The organism is Kordia sp., assembly GCF_022447245.1.
Classification (GTDB): Bacteria; Bacteroidota; Bacteroidia; order Flavobacteriales; family Flavobacteriaceae; genus Kordia.
In genome coordinates, this window is sequence record NZ_JAKVBC010000038.1 from 22,735 (window position 1) to 38,178 (window position 15,444).

The window sequence follows — 15,444 nt, forward strand, 5'->3', positions numbered from 1 at the left end:
TATGGACTTTACAGGAGATATTAACGAAGAAGAAGCACAATCAGCAAAAGACGCTCCATTGTCATTTGAGAACAGAATTGATTTGACCGGACTACAAGATGGTATTCAAAAGATAAGACAAGAGCTTTCAAAAGTAATTGTTGGTCAAAAAGGAATGATTGATATGTTGATTACTGCGTTACTTGCCAAAGGTCATGTATTGATTGAAGGTGTGCCAGGTGTTGCTAAAACTATCACGGCAAAATTATTAGCAAAATCGTTAACCGTTAATTTTGGTCGTATTCAGTTTACGCCAGATTTAATGCCAAGTGATATATTAGGAACGTCTATTTTTGACATGAAGAAATCTGAATTTGAGTTTAAAAAAGGACCTGTATTCACCAACATGTTATTGATTGACGAAATCAATCGTGCACCTGCAAAAACACAAGCTGCCTTATTTGAAGTTATGGAAGAACGCCAAATTACTATGGATGGTACTAAATATATTTTAGGAGAACCTTTTATGGTGCTGGCAACACAAAACCCAATTGAGCAAGAAGGAACCTATCGTTTGCCAGAAGCACAGTTAGACCGTTTCTTGTTTAAAATCAATGTAGAATACCCAAATCTTGAAGAAGAAGTAGAAATTATTGCACGTGAGCATGCGTTAAAAGAAGGCAAAAAAGTAGATAAAGTCACGGCGTTTTTAAACAAAGAGCAAATTACCAAATATCAAGCATTGGTAAATGATATCATTGTAGAACCACACTTATTAAAATACATAGCCGAAATCATTATCAATACACGAAGCAATCAATTTTTATATATGGGTGCCTCACCAAGAGCATCCATTGCTATCTTAAAAGCTGCTAAAGCCTTTGCTGCTATGAGCGGACGCGATTTTGTAACTCCAGAAGACATTAAACAAGTAGCTGTCCCAGTATTACAACATCGTATCATCGTTACACCAGAGCGCGAAATGGAAGGAATGACTTCTAAGCAAATTATCAATCAAATTATACAAACTATTGAGATTCCTCGATAAGCTATTGTTCTAAATTATTAGCGAGTGCAAGTCATAAAAGATTTTTTTAAGTCCTTATACATCCAAAACCGTTTCTTTTACGTGTGTTTGGGAATCATAGTATGCTTTATAATAAGCTTTCTGTTTCCACGACTCTTTTATGTTTCTAAGCTTTTATTACTAGTTTTTTTCACTGCTGCCCTACTCGACATTTTTATCTTGTATCGTACAAAAAATGGTATTGTTGGAAAACGACAAGTTCCTGACAAATTTTCTAATGGTGATGAAAATGATGTATTTATCAAACTAGAAAATTATTATACGTTTCCTGTATTTACGAATATCATTGATGAAATACCAGAACAGTTTCAAGTGCGTGATTTTTCTATAAAGAAAAAACTAAAACCTTCTAGCAGTATTGAATTAAAGTACAAGTTACGTCCAACCTCTCGCGGTGAGTATACCTTTGGGAAACGGAATGTGTATGTTACTACTTTGTTAGGATTTGTATCGCGTCGCTTTCACTTTGACAGTGAAATCATGGTACCAACTTATCCTGCCTTTTTACAGCTAAAGAAATATGATTTGCTCGCCATTGGAAACAACTTAACCATGTACGGAATTAAAAAAATTCGTCGCATCGGACATACGATGGAGTTTGAGCAAATTAAGGAATATGTGCAAGGAGATGATTTGCGCACTATCAACTGGAAAGCGACTGCCAAACAGCGTGAATTGATGGTGAATCAGTACCAAGATGAAAAATCGCAACCTGTATATTCTATCATTGACAAAGGGCGCATGATGAAAATGCCTTTTAATGAATTGAGTCTGCTCGACTATGCTATTAATGCAACTTTGGTAATGAGCAATGTAGTCTTAAAAAAGCAAGACAAAGCCGGAATGTTTACGTTTTCCAAAAAGGTTGATAATACCGTCATTGCTGAAAGACGAAGTTCACAGATGAACTTAATCTTAGAAGCTTTGTATAATGTGGGAACGGATTTTTATGAATCGGATTACGGAAGATTGTATGCCAATATTAAGCAAACCATCAAACATCGTAGTCTCTTATTGTTATATACGAACTTTGAAACTGTAGAAGCACTCAACCGCCAATTGCCGTATTTAAAAGGAATTGCCAAAAGTCATTTATTAGTTGTCATCTTCTTTAAAAACACCGAATTGGATCAATTGATCAACAATGATGCTACTACTATTCAAGAAGCCTATGATAAAGTCATTGCGGAAAAGTTTTCTTTTGAAAAACGTTTGATTGTCAACGAACTTAAAAAGTATGGAATTCATTCAATCCTTACGACTCCTGAGAATTTGACTATTGATGCTATTAATAAGTATTTAGAAATGAAGTCTCGTGGGTTGGTGTAGAATAATTAATACACTTGTTTTACTGAAGAAACTTTGATACGTATTCCATCTTCAGAGCCATCGCCTTCTACAATAGTTCCATTGATTTCCCAGAACTTTTGACTGCCTCGACTTCCTTGCATTTTCGCAAAACTCTTTAATCCTCTTAATATTCGAAATACGTATACTTTTGAACCTTTCCTAGGTTTTTGATCGTCAAATCTGTATGCTTTTGCTATTGTATTTTTAATGCTATAGTTTCTCCCATCATATTACAAAAAATAAAATGTTTATTCTAAACAATTATCTACACAAGCAAACACATTTTTAAGCTTCACAAAACTCTAAAATTGTTTTAAAATGAAAGAGTTCATTTTGTGCGATCGTTCTATCTTCTGTTTTATGTTGGAGATCAATAATCATTTTTAAGATTTCGTTTTTTCTTTCAACTCAATCATATTGAATATACCTCCTGCTTTTTCAACAGGCGTATTACATCTGTATTTTTCAGCATGGTCTTTATTGATTAAAGGTCTTGTAAATTCCATTGGATGTTCTCCTGCAATTTTAACACTCATAAATATTGAATCGTTTTGCTTAAAAAATTCAAATTTATAATCATGACCTTTTGGATATGAACTTATAAAATCAGTAAAAATAAAATGTCTAAATGAATAATAGTATGCATCGTCATAAATGATCAAAAAATCATTCTCGCCAAAGTTCGTTTCTAAGTTTTCTTTATCACTTCCTATAAAGATCGTTTTTAAGTTTCTGGAAAAAAGATCAAGGTCATTTTCTCTATTTATTGATGTAAGTCCATTTCTAATTTCAACTTTATCATTTAATAATCCATCTTTTGTGATAACAGTTATTTGATTAGTTTTCTTTGAACAACCAATGAACAGAATAAAAAAGATCATGAGAAGTTTATATCTATTCGTTGTATACATGTATTTCTTATTTGCATGAAACAAAAGTTTTGCATAGTTATTTTACTGTTTATACCTAGTCCCAAGTTAGGAGAAGAAAAGTAATTCTTCCAATAATGTGAATTCAAAGTTTGCTTTCCAATTCTTAAACAACACAAAATCTTATTCTCTTGATAAATCTATCATTTCCTCAAGTACTTCCTACCATTTCCTCTTTACATTCCAATCAAAACATCAAGAGATTTTACGACTTTACTACGTATCAAAATAAAGTTTAATACGTATTAAAATTAACTTTGATACGTATTAAAATAGAAAATGCACTTGAAAAGAAATTCTATTCCCCTTGAAAAAAAAGACAAAAGAAGCAGTAATGTTATAATAATGGACAGGTAAAAAAGTAAGTTTATGAAGTAAAAACAAGCAAGCAATAAAAAAGCGAACTTCGAAAAGTTCGCTTTCACCGTGATTTGTACAACTACAATATATGAACCCTTGGAAAGCGAATTTTCTTGTAGTGTACAATTAACCTAAATCAATAACTAACGAGTGTTTAATTAGAATTACTTTATAGAAGCATACCATATTGTATCAACCTAAAAACTATTGAACTTCCATAAAGTGACAATCATTGCTCTATGTATATAGACGTTATTTATAAAAAAAAGGTTCCTAAAAAGGAGTTATTTTTTTCAACCCTCACGTTATTTATAAATCAAGACTGGCTTAATTTTTATTCACTTTCGGTTTCATATAGCCTTGAGATATGTTTAACATATTAAAAACCATTTTCATGTGAAGAAAAAAAATTAAAAGTTTAGCACTGAACAAGAAGTCTATCAGTGATTTACAATCGAGATCGGTTTCAGGAAAAGGATGAGCAACTGGAATTTGCACTTCCGCAACCATAGTACTAACTTTTGTAGTTAGTTGTTTTGATTGTTCTAATGGTTATTGTAGTAATATTCCATAGGATAACTAGTCCTGTTGTTTTACATTAATTTTGTTTCTTTTTACAATTCGTCCTTCAAAAACTACAGTTAGGTATCTTTTTTTATGAGTACGATGGATTTATTTGGAAATTTGAGTCATCAAACTACACTTAGACTTAGTTCAGTGTTACAAAACAATAAATCATTAATCAATAAATAATCACTCATGAAAAATTTACTTTTAATCGCAGTTTTCTTTGCAGGTCTTTTTACAACAACAGCACAAACAACTTCTAAAGATGGTGTTACAATCACAGTTTCTATTGATGAAATAAAGAACAATAAAGGAAAGGTTCTATTCGCTTTACATACAGAAAGTACATTTATGAAAACGGATCCATTTCAAACAGCAGAAAGCAAAGTTGAAGGAAATACAGTAACCGTTACTTTTAAAAATGTCCCAAAAGGTACATATGCAATTTTATGTGTACATGACGAAAATAGTAATGGACAAATGGACTTTGAAGAAAGCGGAATGCCAAAAGAAGATTATGGAATATCAAACAATCCTATGAGCTATGGACCACCACAATTTGATTCTGCCAAATTTGATGTTAAAGATACAGATGTAAATTTAAAAATCGTTTTTTAACATAGTGATGAGACTTTAAATTTTAGTATTAAAACTCACCAATAAATAAATCAACCAAAACAACATTCATTCATTAATCAAACAAAAAGCAGCACATATATTTGTGCCGCTTTTTTGTTATTGAAATACTTCTTAAAACATGTAATTAAGTTTGTTATATTGTTTTTTACACTGAAAATCAGCACGTTTTCATCTTGTATTCGTCGTGATTTATAAATTATATACTATCATTTATAAATAGCGATTATCTTCACTTTTATGCTGTAAATATTCAAATAAGTTTGGGCATTTATTAATTCAAAAAATATCTTGTACAGTCTCCCTCAAAGGTAAAAGGAGGAACAAATGGGAAAATAATATTTAAAGCAAAAGAAGGAGCTACCTTACCCTAAAAGCTAATTTTATGATAAGAATTTGAATAGTTTCTAGCGAAACGTCAATAGGGTTGAACACAACCTAAATTCAATGACTATCTTAAAATATACACCTGCAATGGTTGCAAATACAGATTGTACTTGCAATTAATTTTTGGCAGTAAATGATTTAACTAAGAAAAGCGATACATTTCTGTCTCGCTTTTCTTTCTAACCAACCTTATAAACTTTAATTAAAACTTAAAACTACTTATCTAACCAAGCATTCATCATCCAAACAGTTTTCTCTTGCTCAGAAATCAAATCGCTCATCATTGCATTTGTTCCTTCATCATTGGCATCTCCTGCCTTTTCTAACAATGTTCTTTCTAATTGTAATAATTCTGAAATAGAAGCTACAATCAATTCCACCGCTTTTTCATCTTTAGAAACATGTTTTCCCACAGGAACTTTAGCATTTTCAATATAATCTTGAAATGTATGTAATGGTTCGCCGCCTAGCGTTAATACACGTTCTGCAATTTCATCTACTTTTACTTGTGTGTCATTATACAACTCTTCAAACTTGGTGTGTAACTCAAAGAATCCTTTTCCTTTGATGTTCCAATGAATTCCACGTAAGTTTTGATAATACACTTGAAAATTTGCTAATAATACATTCAAATCTTCTACTAAATCTTCTGTTTTTTCGATGTCTAATCCTAATATATTTAATGTCATATTGTTACTTTTTTTAATTGTTATTTTCTGATACCACAAAAATATTTAACATTTAACGCAAATTAGTATAAGTTTTATTGATAGTTTTTATATTTTTATCACTCAAATTTATAACAATGACAATCACACAATTACAATATGTATTGGCTGTAGCCGAACACAAAAACTTTACACTAGCCGCACAAAAGTCGTTTGTAACCCAACCCACATTGAGTATGCAGATACAAAAACTGGAAGATGAGTTGGAAATTCAGATTTTTGATCGCAGCAAAAAACCGATTCAACTCACCGAGATTGGTAAAAAAATAGTTGAACAAGCACGTAATATTGTCAATGAATCTGGGAGAATGCAAGATATTGTAGATCAACAAAAAGGATTTATTGGTGGCGAATTTAAGTTGGGAATCATTCCGACAATTATGCCAACTTTATTACCCATGTTTTTGAAAACGTTTATTAAAAAATATCCAAAAGTCAATTTAAAAATTGAAGAACTTACAACAGAAACGATTATTAAAAGACTTAACGAAGGACATTTAGACGCAGCCATAGCTGCTACGCCACTTGGATACGATCAAATTAAAGAACGTGTTTTGTATTATGAACCTTTTGTTGGATATACCACTGAAAATCATCGCTTGTACCACAAAAAGGAAATTGAAACTGGCGATTTAGATATAGACGATATTTTATTGTTAGAAGACGGACATTGCTTTAGAGATGGCGTTATTAATTTATGTAAAGTACCACGAACTACAGTTGACGATCATTTTCAATTGGAAAGTGGAAGCTTTGAAACCCTGATTAAATTATCGAATGAAGATTTAGGAATGACACTTCTTCCCTATTTACATACGTTAGACATTAAGGAATCTGAACGGAAGTATTTACGTCATTTTACAGAACCAAGACCTGCAAGAGAAGTAAGCTTGCTATTTCACAAAAGTGAATTAAAAATGCAAATTATAGAAGCTTTGAGAAGTGTTATTATGGGAATTGTACGAGGTGCCATTGCATTTCACAATGTGCAAATTATTAGTCCAGTACAGCAATAGCAAAAAATAATATATTAAAAAAGCCGCGACGTATCGCGGCTTTTTTTATGGTTTTAAATAGATTAAACATTGATCTAATTGTGGATTTGCTGTAACGAGTAAATTGATCCAAATTTTCAATTCTTCTATCTCGTGAGGCAGCAATCTCTGCAAAGCTTTTTGTAATTCTTTACAAAACAGTGATGGATCAAAACTAACTTTTTTAAGTATAGTTTTTGTGTAATCAAACATCGCTCTTGCCATATTTAACGAGGGTTTAAGTTAAAATTTCTAAGAGTAGTTTTTATCTATAAGCATTTTATTTAGTTCTATAAATGTACAAAAAAAAATAATGTTTACACTTCTACAACAAAACTTTAACAGTCAACTATATTATTCTTTTACTATTTTACTAGTTGTCTTACGTGAGTTTGTAACCGTACTTACAAGGTATACTCCAATCGCAGATCTGCTAAATCAAGCTCGTATTCGTTATTGTTTGATGTAATTATTTTATTTTTTAACAATCTTCCATCTAACGTTCTTACTTCTATGCTTCGAATTGTTTCAGTAGCACTGATAAATAATTTATCACTTGTTGGATTTGAATAGATTTTGATCGTGTCACTTTCTAGGTTTTCTTCAGAAATACTCAATGGATTTGAAATCAAGGTTGAAGATGTATTCGTAGTGATAGGTAAATTGAAGTCAAAATAGATATCTGCGGTATTTTCAAACGTATCACATTCTTCTAATGCTAGCAGTGTTTTGATATTGAAAACAACATATCCATCATTCGTAGCATCGTCAAAAGGCAAATTTATGTTTTCAAAGACAAATTCAACTCTGTTTCCGCCTTTTATGTTTGTCTCCATTTGATGACTACTAGATACTGGTCGTAAAGTAGATATGTCAAAAAGCTAGATCAATTTCACTTGTCAAAGCTATTAGTATTTATGCACTAAAATACCATAAAAAAAGCGTTCATTATCAAATTACAAGTCGTAATTCGATAAAGAACGCTTCTATATTTTATAATTCTTGGTTTAACTAACGGTTATCACCATCAAGTAAGTTTCCTATGCTTCCCAGAATACTTCCTTCTCCTTTACTACTTCCTCCATTTGGTAATGAAGAAATAATTCGTCCAGCCAAACGACTAAATGGTAACGATTGAATATACACCATTCCTGGCCCTTTTAAAGTTGCAAAGAACATTCCTTCTCCTCCAAACAACGTATTTTTAATACCACCAACAAATTCAATGTCATAATCAACATCTTGTGTAAAACCGACAATGCAACCCGTATCGACGCGTAATGTTTCTCCTGGTGCTAATTGTTTTCTAGCCATGGTTCCTCCTGCATGTACAAATGCCATTCCATCACCTTCTAGTTTTTGCATGATGAATCCTTCGCCTCCGAAAAATCCACGTCCTAACTTTTTAGAAAATTCAATTCCAACTGTTACACCTTTTGCTGCACATAAGAATGCATCTTTTTGGCAGATAAACTTTCCTTGATATTCTGTTAAGTCAATAGGAATAATTTTCCCTGGATATGGGGAGGCGAAACTTACTTTACGAACGCCAAATGCTTTTTCGTTTAAGAAAGACGTCATAAACAAACTTTCTCCTGTTAAGATTCGTTTTCCTGCGGAGAATAATTTCCCTAAAATACTTTGTTCTTGATTGGAACCGTCACCAAAAATGGTATTCATACTAATTCCGTCATCCATCATCATAAAGCTTCCTGCTTCTGCGACTACGGCTTCTTGTGGATCGAGTTCTATTTCCACATATTGCATTTCTTCGCCATAAATGTGGTAATCTATTTCATGTGCTGTCATAGTTATTGTTTTTTGATTGCGCTGTATTAGATAGGAAAAAGTACAGTTTGTTACACAGATGTATTATTTTTTCTTTCGAAGTTTAATTCCCCATTCGTATTCAAAATTAGAAACACTTTCTCCCGAAGCATCAAAACCTTCTGCATATAATGTAAGGCTTTGTCCTTCTCCCGTCTTAATAGTTTCTTCTATGGCTGCTTTAACTTTGTCGCCATCATTACATACAAAACGAATGCGTCCGGTGGCTTTTTTGGTAAAAGTTCCTTTTTGCGATCGGACTAACATAGAAATTTTTTCACCTGAGTTTTCTATTTCCTGAATTACCAACACACCTGTAGCTAATTCGGAAGCCATTCCTTGTGTTGCCCAATACAATGATTTAAAAGGATTTTGATTAATCCAACGATGTTTCACTGTAACGGTAGCAGATTCTTTGGAAATTTCTTTTAATCGCACACCAGAAAAATATGCAGATGGTAGTTTAAAAAGTAAAAAGGTGTTTATTTTAGATGTAGTCAATTTTTTAGCCATTGGTTATCTTTCACATTAAGTTCGAGTAGCCAAAATACAAAATTTTAAAAGATTTTAGAGAAAAGGCAAAATTTACTTTCTTTTTCTCTTGAAAGTAAACTTCATTCATAACTAAAAACCTAAATACCTTACATTCAACACCTTAAAGTTGATTAGATTAAAATTTCATATTTTAAGAGTGTTAATAATTTGTTAAATTTAAGTACTATGTTTTGCATAATACCTTTTTTTAGACATATATTTGCATAAGAAAATAATATGCAATGGAATCAGCTTTAACAAAACACGACAAAAATGTGGCGACAGTTTTACATGTAGCGTCGTTCAGTAAATACTTTTTTCCTTTTGGAAATTTTATACTTCCGGTCATTTTGTGGTCCATGTATAAAAAAGATGGTGATTATATAGATCATCATGGGAAAGAGGTTATTAACTTTCAATTGAGTTTGCTTTGTTATAAAATTGCAGCAACCATATTGTGCATTCCATTTTTTGTTGTATTTGGTGCTAAAAACATAAACACATGGGACATTTTTTGTTTCAATGGTATTTCTATTAATGTAGATAAAGGATTTCACTTTTTTGGAGTTTCGTTTGTAGAAATCATTTTAGGATTGGGCGCATTATTATTTTTTGCAGTAAACATTACGTATACCATTGTGGCAGCAATGAAAGCGAATGAAGGTGAACGCTATCGTTATCCATTAACCTATCGATTCATCAAATAAAACCATCACACTGCAGTTTGACTAAGTATAACCTCATCAATCATTATACTTAAACTTAGCTCAGTGTAACATCAATCATCAATCAATCATCAATCATCAATCAAAAAACGAACAGAATCATTAAAAGACACATGAAAACATGAAGATAGAGAACACAAAAGCACAAATGCGTAAAGGCGTGTTAGAGTATTGTATTTTATCCATCTTGAAAGATCAGGATGCTTATGTAGCCGAAATACTTGGAACACTTAAAGACGCTAAAATGCTTGTCGTAGAGGGCACAATTTACCCACTATTGACAAGACTGAAAAATGCAGGTTTATTAAGTTATCGCTGGGAAGAATCTACTTCTGGACCGCCACGAAAATATTATGGACTTACACAAACAGGCCGATTATTTCTTAATGAACTTACTACAACTTGGGACAATTTACAAAAAGATGTATCACTCGTAACACGACAAAAAAATACTAACAATGAATAAGACCATAAATATAAATTTAGCAAATATGTTTTTTCATATTGATGAGGACGCATATAACACATTGCAGCGTTATTTAAACGCCATAAAACGTTCCTTTACAGATTCACAAGGAAGAGACGAAATTCTTGCTGATATTGAAGCTAGAGTTGCCGAACTTTTCGCTGAACGCATGAAGTCTGATAGACAAGTAGTTGGAATGAAAGAGGTTCAAGAAGTTATTGAAATCATGGGACAACCAGAAGATTATTTGGTAGACGATGAAATCTTTGAAGATGAACCAAGAACAGGAACTTCTGAATCAAGAGGAACTTTTGACGCAAATAGAAAGCTATACAGAGACTACGACAATAAGGTTATTGCAGGAGTTTGTGCAGGTTTAGCACAATACTTTGGTATAGATTCTTTGTGGATTCGATTGTTAGCAATTATTATTGTATTTGCAGGAGTTGGATCGCCAATATTGGTATACATAATCTTATGGTTTATTATTCCTAAAGCGACCACAACTAGTGAAAAATTGGCCATGGCGGGAAAGCCGGCGAACATCAGCAATATTGAGCAAAAAATCAAAGAAGGATTGGATGATGTTCAAGAAACACTAAATGATATCAACTTTGAGCAAGTTGGGCAAAAAGCCAAAAGAGGAACATCTTCCTTCTTTGATTCTATAGGACATATTATTGAAACTTTTTTAAAGGTCTTTGGAAAGTTTTTCGGGGTAATTTTTATCGTTGTAGCTGCTTCTATTTTGATAAGTGCACTAATGTCTGCACTTGGTATTAGTTTCTTTAATTTTCAAATTTTTGGAGGTAGAAGTTTCTTCAGTCACTATGACTTGGGAATTTTAAATGAAACTGCTCCTTGGATATTAAGCTTACTTGCATTGGTTGCTATTGGAATTCCTGCAGTAGTATTGTTTATTTTAGGAATGAAGATTTTGGTAAAAAACTCAAAATCTATTGGAGTCACAGCAAAAACAATACTCATTGTATTATGGATTTCTGCTTGTATTGGAATTGCATATATTGCTTCTAGCGCAGCATTACACCAAAATGAAGATGTTACTTTATCATCTAGTAAAGAATTAGCTATTGTTAAAAACGACACTATTAGAGTGAAGATGGTAAATAATGAAGATTTTAGAGGCGCTTTAGAAAGACGTTACTACGATTATAGAGAAGAACGTGATGAAAATGGAAATGTGATCCTACTTTCTCGCTCTGTACGACTTATTGTAAGACCTACATCAAAAGAAAATGCAAGAGTTCGTATTAGCAGAAGTGCAAGCGGACTTACAGAAGATGCTGCTAGACAACGTGCACAAGGAATTGATTACAATTATGTATTTGAAAACAACACCTTAAAGCTTGATGGATATTTTCTGTTTGACAAAGACGCTAAATATAACAATCAAAAGGTAGAAATTGTATTGTATTTACCAGAAGGTGCTATTATAAACCCTCACAAGAACACAAGAACATTTCATAGAAATTATGGAGATACAGGAGACATTTTACCTAGTAATTCAAAACCTGAAGGATATCACCATCAGGTGGTTAATGAAGAATTAGAATGTTTAGACTGTCCTTCATCAAAAAAGAAAAAAAGTAAAAAGCAACCCGCGGAAAAAAGTGATATCATGATCAATTCGGACAAAGTAGATATTAATATCAAAAATAACGATACTGGTGTAAACGTACCTCGTGACAGCGTTTTATCAAACAATACTAATAATTAATAAGACATTGTTCAATATACAACTATTGAACAATGTTGAAAAATCAATCAATCAATCAATCAATCAAATGAGCAGTTCACAATCCATACTAATACTATCGAAACTAATTGAAAGAATTAGTTTTGGTAGTTGGATTGTTTGTGAGTAATTTAAACAACAAAATCATCATCAATCAACAAAAAACACTAACTATTATGATCACAATAGCAAGAATTATCGCCATTACAATTTTGAGTATTCTCATGACTTCCTGCGATTTTAATTTTAATTCAGGAATAAAAGGCAATCGAAATGTTGTTACACAAGAAAGAGACATCGAAGGTGGCTTTACTATTATTAAAGCTTCTGAAGGATTTGATGTATATATTACACAATCAGAAACTACTTCTATTGAAGTAGAAGCCGACGCAAATGTTATTGAATTAATTGCTACTGATATTAGCAATGGAACACTTAGGATTCATACTGAAAAAAACATTGGACGTTGTAAAGCGAAAAAAGTACATGTAAACGTACCAAATATTGAAAAGATTGTAGGTACAAGCGGTTCAGACGTATTTGGGACTTCTACCATTATTGCAGACAATATTGAAATAAAAAGTAATAGCGGAGCTGATGTAAAATTAGAAGTAGAAGCTGAGCATGTAACGTGTTCTAGTTCTAGTGGTGCAGATATCAAAATTGCAGGAATTGCAGATTCATTAGAAGCAGATGCTAGCAGTGGAAGCGATATTCATGCTAAAGATTTGAGAGTCAAAGACTGTAATGCCTCTGTAAGTAGCGGTGCAGATATTACAATATATGTTACAGAGAAATTAGTAGCAAATAGTTCTAGCGGTGGCGACATTAGCTATTACGGAAACCCTGAATCAGTTTCTAAAAACAAGTCAGTTGCTGGCGGTATTTATCAAAAATAGATGTTTTATAAATGTATGATATCACATCAACCCAACCCTAACTCAACCAAAAACCGCGTACAAAGTAATGTACGCGGTTTTCTATTTATACTATTTTATGAATACATTTTTCAACTGAGAAAAGTATCCAATTTAATCGTTTTATGCTTCTACTACATCTTCTATAGACGCTAAATAACGTTCTGCATCTAATGCAGCCATACAACCAGTACCAGCGGCAGTAATTGCTTGACGGTATTCTTTATCTTGCACATCTCCAGCTGCAAATACACCTGGAACATTTGTTTTTGTAGATTTTGCTCCAGCGATCAAATATCCTGTGTCATCCATGTCTAAAATTCCTTTAAACATATCTGTATTTGGTTTGTGTCCAATAGCAATAAAAACTCCCGTTACAGGAATTTCGTATTTTTCTTTAGTTTGATTATTTACCACACGAACACCATCAACAACCATATTTCCTAATACTTCATCTAACTCTGTATTGTAAAGTACTTCTAAATTTTCTGTAGCATTTACACGGTGTTGCATTGCTTTACTTGCACGCATTTCATCTCTACGAACAAGCATAGTTACTTTTTTACAAAGTTTAGCTAAATATGTTGCTTCTTCTGCGGCAGTATCTCCACCACCCACGACAATTACATCTTGTCCTTTGTAGAAGAATCCGTCGCAAGTAGCACAAGCAGAAACACCACCACCTTTTAAACGTTCTTCGCTTTCCAAACCTAAATATTTGGCAGAAGCACCTGTAGAAATAATAACCGTTTTCGCTAAAAATTCTTTTTCTTCAGCTCCATCATTTACATATACTTTGTGAATTCCTCCTAATTCTTTAGAGAAATCTACTTTTGTAGCCACTCCAAAACGCACATCAGTTCCAAAACGAGTTGCTTGATTTTTCAAATCTTCCATCATCGCAGTTCCGTCTGTACCATTTGGATATCCCGGAAAGTTATCTACTTCTGTGGTTGTGGTTAACTGTCCTCCAGGTTCCATTCCTGTGTACATTACAGGTTTCATGTCTGCTCTTGCTGCATAAATTGCGGCTGTATAACCTGCTGGTCCACTTCCTATAATTAAACAATCTAATGCTGTATTTGTATCTGACATATTCTTTTTTCTAATTGTTAAACGCTTTTTAACAAAAGTAGTTTTTTCTGTGAATTCCTTACATAAATTTATCAACAAAATTTACTAAGTGTTTGATATCTTTTTTTAAACTCATAAAAAAAGCAACAATGCCTTGTTAACATTGTTGCTTTCTTATCTTTTTATTTGATTTTTCTATTCCTCATACAATTTTGTTAGCCAAGCTCACCAAGAAGTTTACACCATTATCGATGTTTGTAATTGCATCTGCTTTGGCGGAATTGGAAGCAGCTGCATCGTTAATTTCTTTTAATACTTTGATCGCATTTCCGTTGGTGATCTTACTTTCTTTTATGAATTGATCTACTTCTGAAATACTCATTGATGTTAAACTTGCAATAGTAGTTTTAAATTCTGCGTCTGTTTGTGATGCGGCTTGGTTTGCCAAGCTATCCCAATGTATACCACTCATATTTTTATTTTTTAGTTGTTTCCTTTTATTGCTGATTCTATGTTGAGAAGTTTGTTAAACCCATCTCCGGTTTTAATCAATAAACTGTCTAAGTGCTTTTGTATTTTCCCTATATCAAAATTGGTTTTACTTAAATTCTGAATTTGATTCAATGTATTGACTTCTGTTTGTTTTAATTTTACAGCTGAAGTGATTAAATTTTGTAATGTTGCACTTGCTTGTTGATAGTTAGTGAAATTTGTGTTTAATGACGTCACCATTTGATCGCGTTGTGTATCCAATAGATTATGAAGCGAATCACGTTTTCTATTGATTACTGGCATCACACTTTTTAAAATATTAGTCAATTCTGAATTTATATCAACTCCCGCAGGTATTTTTGATTGTAAGTTTTTGACAAATAAAGGAATGTATTGGTTGTTCATAAAATCATCTACTTTACCTTTTCGTTCTTCAAATAATTTATTGATCAATGCAATATTTAATTGGTGCATTGAGTAGGCTTCGGCAATGACTTCTTGTGACAAGGTTGCTGTAGATGCAGGAATGGATGCACAAGCATTAATACTTATCACAACAAAGACCATCGCTATACTTCGTATAAAAAATTTCATCT

Annotated in this window: 17 protein-coding genes; 8 read left to right on the forward strand and 9 right to left on the reverse strand. The window is 32.5% G+C overall.

The window, feature by feature from the left end; translation table 11 throughout:
- Window position 1: 1 nt before the first annotated feature.
- Entirely contained in the window at window positions 2–1,027 is a 1,026-nt protein-coding gene (locus MK119_RS20260) for a MoxR family ATPase (protein ID WP_290682779.1), read from the forward strand.
- An 87-nt stretch (window positions 1,028–1,114) separates the two neighbouring features.
- Complete coding sequence (locus tag MK119_RS20265; protein WP_290682828.1) at window positions 1,115–2,395, forward strand: DUF58 domain-containing protein; 1,281 nt, start codon at window positions 1,115–1,117, stop codon at window positions 2,393–2,395.
- A 404-nt stretch (window positions 2,396–2,799) separates the two neighbouring features.
- Here the strand turns inward: MK119_RS20265 and MK119_RS20270 are convergent, their stop codons facing one another.
- Window positions 2,800–3,297, reverse strand: coding sequence for a hypothetical protein (locus tag MK119_RS20270; protein ID WP_290682781.1), 498 nt, complete (start codon window positions 3,295–3,297; stop codon window positions 2,800–2,802).
- A 1,167-nt stretch (window positions 3,298–4,464) separates the two neighbouring features.
- Here MK119_RS20270 and MK119_RS20275 point away from each other — a divergent pair.
- Entirely contained in the window at window positions 4,465–4,890 is a 426-nt protein-coding gene (locus MK119_RS20275) for a DUF2141 domain-containing protein (protein ID WP_290682783.1), read from the forward strand.
- Window positions 4,891–5,510: 620 nt separating this feature from the next.
- Here the strand turns inward: MK119_RS20275 and MK119_RS20280 are convergent.
- Window positions 5,511–5,984, reverse strand: a complete 474-nt coding sequence (locus MK119_RS20280; protein ID WP_290682785.1) for a Dps family protein — start codon at window positions 5,982–5,984, stop codon at window positions 5,511–5,513.
- Window positions 5,985–6,100: 116 nt separating this feature from the next.
- Here MK119_RS20280 and MK119_RS20285 point away from each other — a divergent pair, with 116 nt between their 5' ends.
- Window positions 6,101–7,039, forward strand: coding sequence for a LysR substrate-binding domain-containing protein (locus MK119_RS20285; protein WP_290682787.1), 939 nt, complete (start codon window positions 6,101–6,103; stop codon window positions 7,037–7,039).
- A 45-nt stretch (window positions 7,040–7,084) separates the two neighbouring features.
- On the opposite strand, the gene MK119_RS20290 is transcribed toward MK119_RS20285, so the two are convergent.
- The 4 genes from MK119_RS20290 to MK119_RS20305 form a co-directional block, all read right to left on the reverse strand.
- Window positions 7,085–7,282: a hypothetical protein gene (locus MK119_RS20290; RefSeq protein WP_290682789.1), complete on the reverse strand. Its 198-nt coding sequence runs from the start codon at window positions 7,280–7,282 to the stop codon at window positions 7,085–7,087.
- A 179-nt stretch (window positions 7,283–7,461) separates the two neighbouring features.
- On the reverse strand, window positions 7,462–7,893 hold the full coding sequence (locus MK119_RS20295) for a hypothetical protein (protein ID WP_290682790.1): 432 nt from the start codon (window positions 7,891–7,893) through the stop codon (window positions 7,462–7,464).
- A 175-nt stretch (window positions 7,894–8,068) separates the two neighbouring features.
- On the reverse strand, window positions 8,069–8,866 hold the full coding sequence (locus MK119_RS20300; RefSeq protein ID WP_290682792.1) for a TIGR00266 family protein: 798 nt from the start codon (window positions 8,864–8,866) through the stop codon (window positions 8,069–8,071).
- Window positions 8,867–8,929: 63 nt separating this feature from the next.
- Entirely contained in the window at window positions 8,930–9,397 is a 468-nt protein-coding gene (locus MK119_RS20305) for a DUF4442 domain-containing protein (RefSeq protein WP_290682794.1), read from the reverse strand.
- A gap of 263 nt (window positions 9,398–9,660) precedes the next feature.
- Between MK119_RS20305 and MK119_RS20310 the strand changes: the two genes are divergently transcribed.
- From MK119_RS20310 to MK119_RS20325, 4 genes are all read left to right on the forward strand, one after another.
- Window positions 9,661–10,125, forward strand: coding sequence for a DUF4870 domain-containing protein (locus tag MK119_RS20310; RefSeq protein ID WP_290682796.1), 465 nt, complete (start codon window positions 9,661–9,663; stop codon window positions 10,123–10,125).
- A gap of 139 nt (window positions 10,126–10,264) precedes the next feature.
- On the forward strand, window positions 10,265–10,609 hold the full coding sequence (locus MK119_RS20315; protein WP_290682798.1) for a PadR family transcriptional regulator: 345 nt from the start codon (window positions 10,265–10,267) through the stop codon (window positions 10,607–10,609).
- Window positions 10,602–12,347 (forward strand): PspC domain-containing protein, encoded by a 1,746-nt coding sequence (locus MK119_RS20320; protein WP_290682800.1) that lies wholly within the window; start codon window positions 10,602–10,604, stop codon window positions 12,345–12,347. Before MK119_RS20315 ends, MK119_RS20320 begins: the two co-directional genes overlap by 8 nt.
- Before the next feature lie 107 nt (window positions 12,348–12,454).
- A complete protein-coding gene (locus tag MK119_RS20325) occupies window positions 12,455–13,264 on the forward strand; it encodes a head GIN domain-containing protein (protein ID WP_290682802.1) in 810 nt (269 codons plus the stop codon).
- A 141-nt stretch (window positions 13,265–13,405) separates the two neighbouring features.
- On the opposite strand, the gene trxB is transcribed toward MK119_RS20325, so the two are convergent.
- The 3 genes from trxB to MK119_RS20340 form a co-directional block, all read right to left on the reverse strand.
- Window positions 13,406–14,377 carry a thioredoxin-disulfide reductase gene (trxB, locus tag MK119_RS20330; protein ID WP_290682804.1) on the reverse strand — a complete coding sequence of 324 codons (972 nt, stop codon included), beginning with the start codon at window positions 14,375–14,377 and terminating at the stop codon, window positions 13,406–13,408.
- 181 nt (window positions 14,378–14,558) lie between these two features.
- Window positions 14,559–14,828 carry a hypothetical protein gene (locus MK119_RS20335; protein ID WP_290682806.1) on the reverse strand — a complete coding sequence of 90 codons (270 nt, stop codon included), beginning with the start codon at window positions 14,826–14,828 and terminating at the stop codon, window positions 14,559–14,561.
- An 11-nt stretch (window positions 14,829–14,839) separates the two neighbouring features.
- Window positions 14,840–15,442, reverse strand: coding sequence for a hypothetical protein (locus tag MK119_RS20340; protein ID WP_290682808.1), 603 nt, complete (start codon window positions 15,440–15,442; stop codon window positions 14,840–14,842).
- Between the last annotated feature and the right edge of the window lie 2 nt (window positions 15,443–15,444).

What these genes read in the sequence shown, in the direction of transcription:
- MK119_RS20305 (WP_290682794.1), bottom strand. Translation starts at nt 9,397, where the DNA reads ATGGCTAAAAAATTGACTACATCTAAAATAAACACCTTTTTACTTTTT.
- MK119_RS20295 (WP_290682790.1), bottom strand. Translation starts at nt 7,893, where the DNA reads ATGGAGACAAACATAAAAGGCGGAAACAGAGTTGAATTTGTCTTTGAA.
- MK119_RS20315 (WP_290682798.1), top strand. Translation starts at nt 10,265, where the DNA reads ATGAAGATAGAGAACACAAAAGCACAAATGCGTAAAGGCGTGTTAGAG.
- MK119_RS20280 (WP_290682785.1), bottom strand. Translation starts at nt 5,984, where the DNA reads ATGACATTAAATATATTAGGATTAGACATCGAAAAAACAGAAGATTTA.
- MK119_RS20340 (WP_290682808.1), bottom strand. Translation starts at nt 15,442, where the DNA reads ATGAAATTTTTTATACGAAGTATAGCGATGGTCTTTGTTGTGATAAGT.
- MK119_RS20320 (WP_290682800.1), top strand. Translation starts at nt 10,602, where the DNA reads ATGAATAAGACCATAAATATAAATTTAGCAAATATGTTTTTTCATATT.
- trxB (WP_290682804.1), bottom strand. Translation starts at nt 14,377, where the DNA reads ATGTCAGATACAAATACAGCATTAGATTGTTTAATTATAGGAAGTGGA.
- MK119_RS20285 (WP_290682787.1), top strand. Translation starts at nt 6,101, where the DNA reads ATGACAATCACACAATTACAATATGTATTGGCTGTAGCCGAACACAAA.
- MK119_RS20300 (WP_290682792.1), bottom strand. Translation starts at nt 8,866, where the DNA reads ATGACAGCACATGAAATAGATTACCACATTTATGGCGAAGAAATGCAA.
- MK119_RS20310 (WP_290682796.1), top strand. Translation starts at nt 9,661, where the DNA reads ATGGAATCAGCTTTAACAAAACACGACAAAAATGTGGCGACAGTTTTA.
- MK119_RS20290 (WP_290682789.1), bottom strand. Translation starts at nt 7,282, where the DNA reads ATGGCAAGAGCGATGTTTGATTACACAAAAACTATACTTAAAAAAGTT.
- MK119_RS20275 (WP_290682783.1), top strand. Translation starts at nt 4,465, where the DNA reads ATGAAAAATTTACTTTTAATCGCAGTTTTCTTTGCAGGTCTTTTTACA.
- MK119_RS20260 (WP_290682779.1), top strand. Translation starts at nt 2, where the DNA reads ATGGACTTTACAGGAGATATTAACGAAGAAGAAGCACAATCAGCAAAA.
- MK119_RS20270 (WP_290682781.1), bottom strand. Translation starts at nt 3,297, where the DNA reads ATGATCTTTTTTATTCTGTTCATTGGTTGTTCAAAGAAAACTAATCAA.
- MK119_RS20335 (WP_290682806.1), bottom strand. Translation starts at nt 14,828, where the DNA reads ATGAGTGGTATACATTGGGATAGCTTGGCAAACCAAGCCGCATCACAA.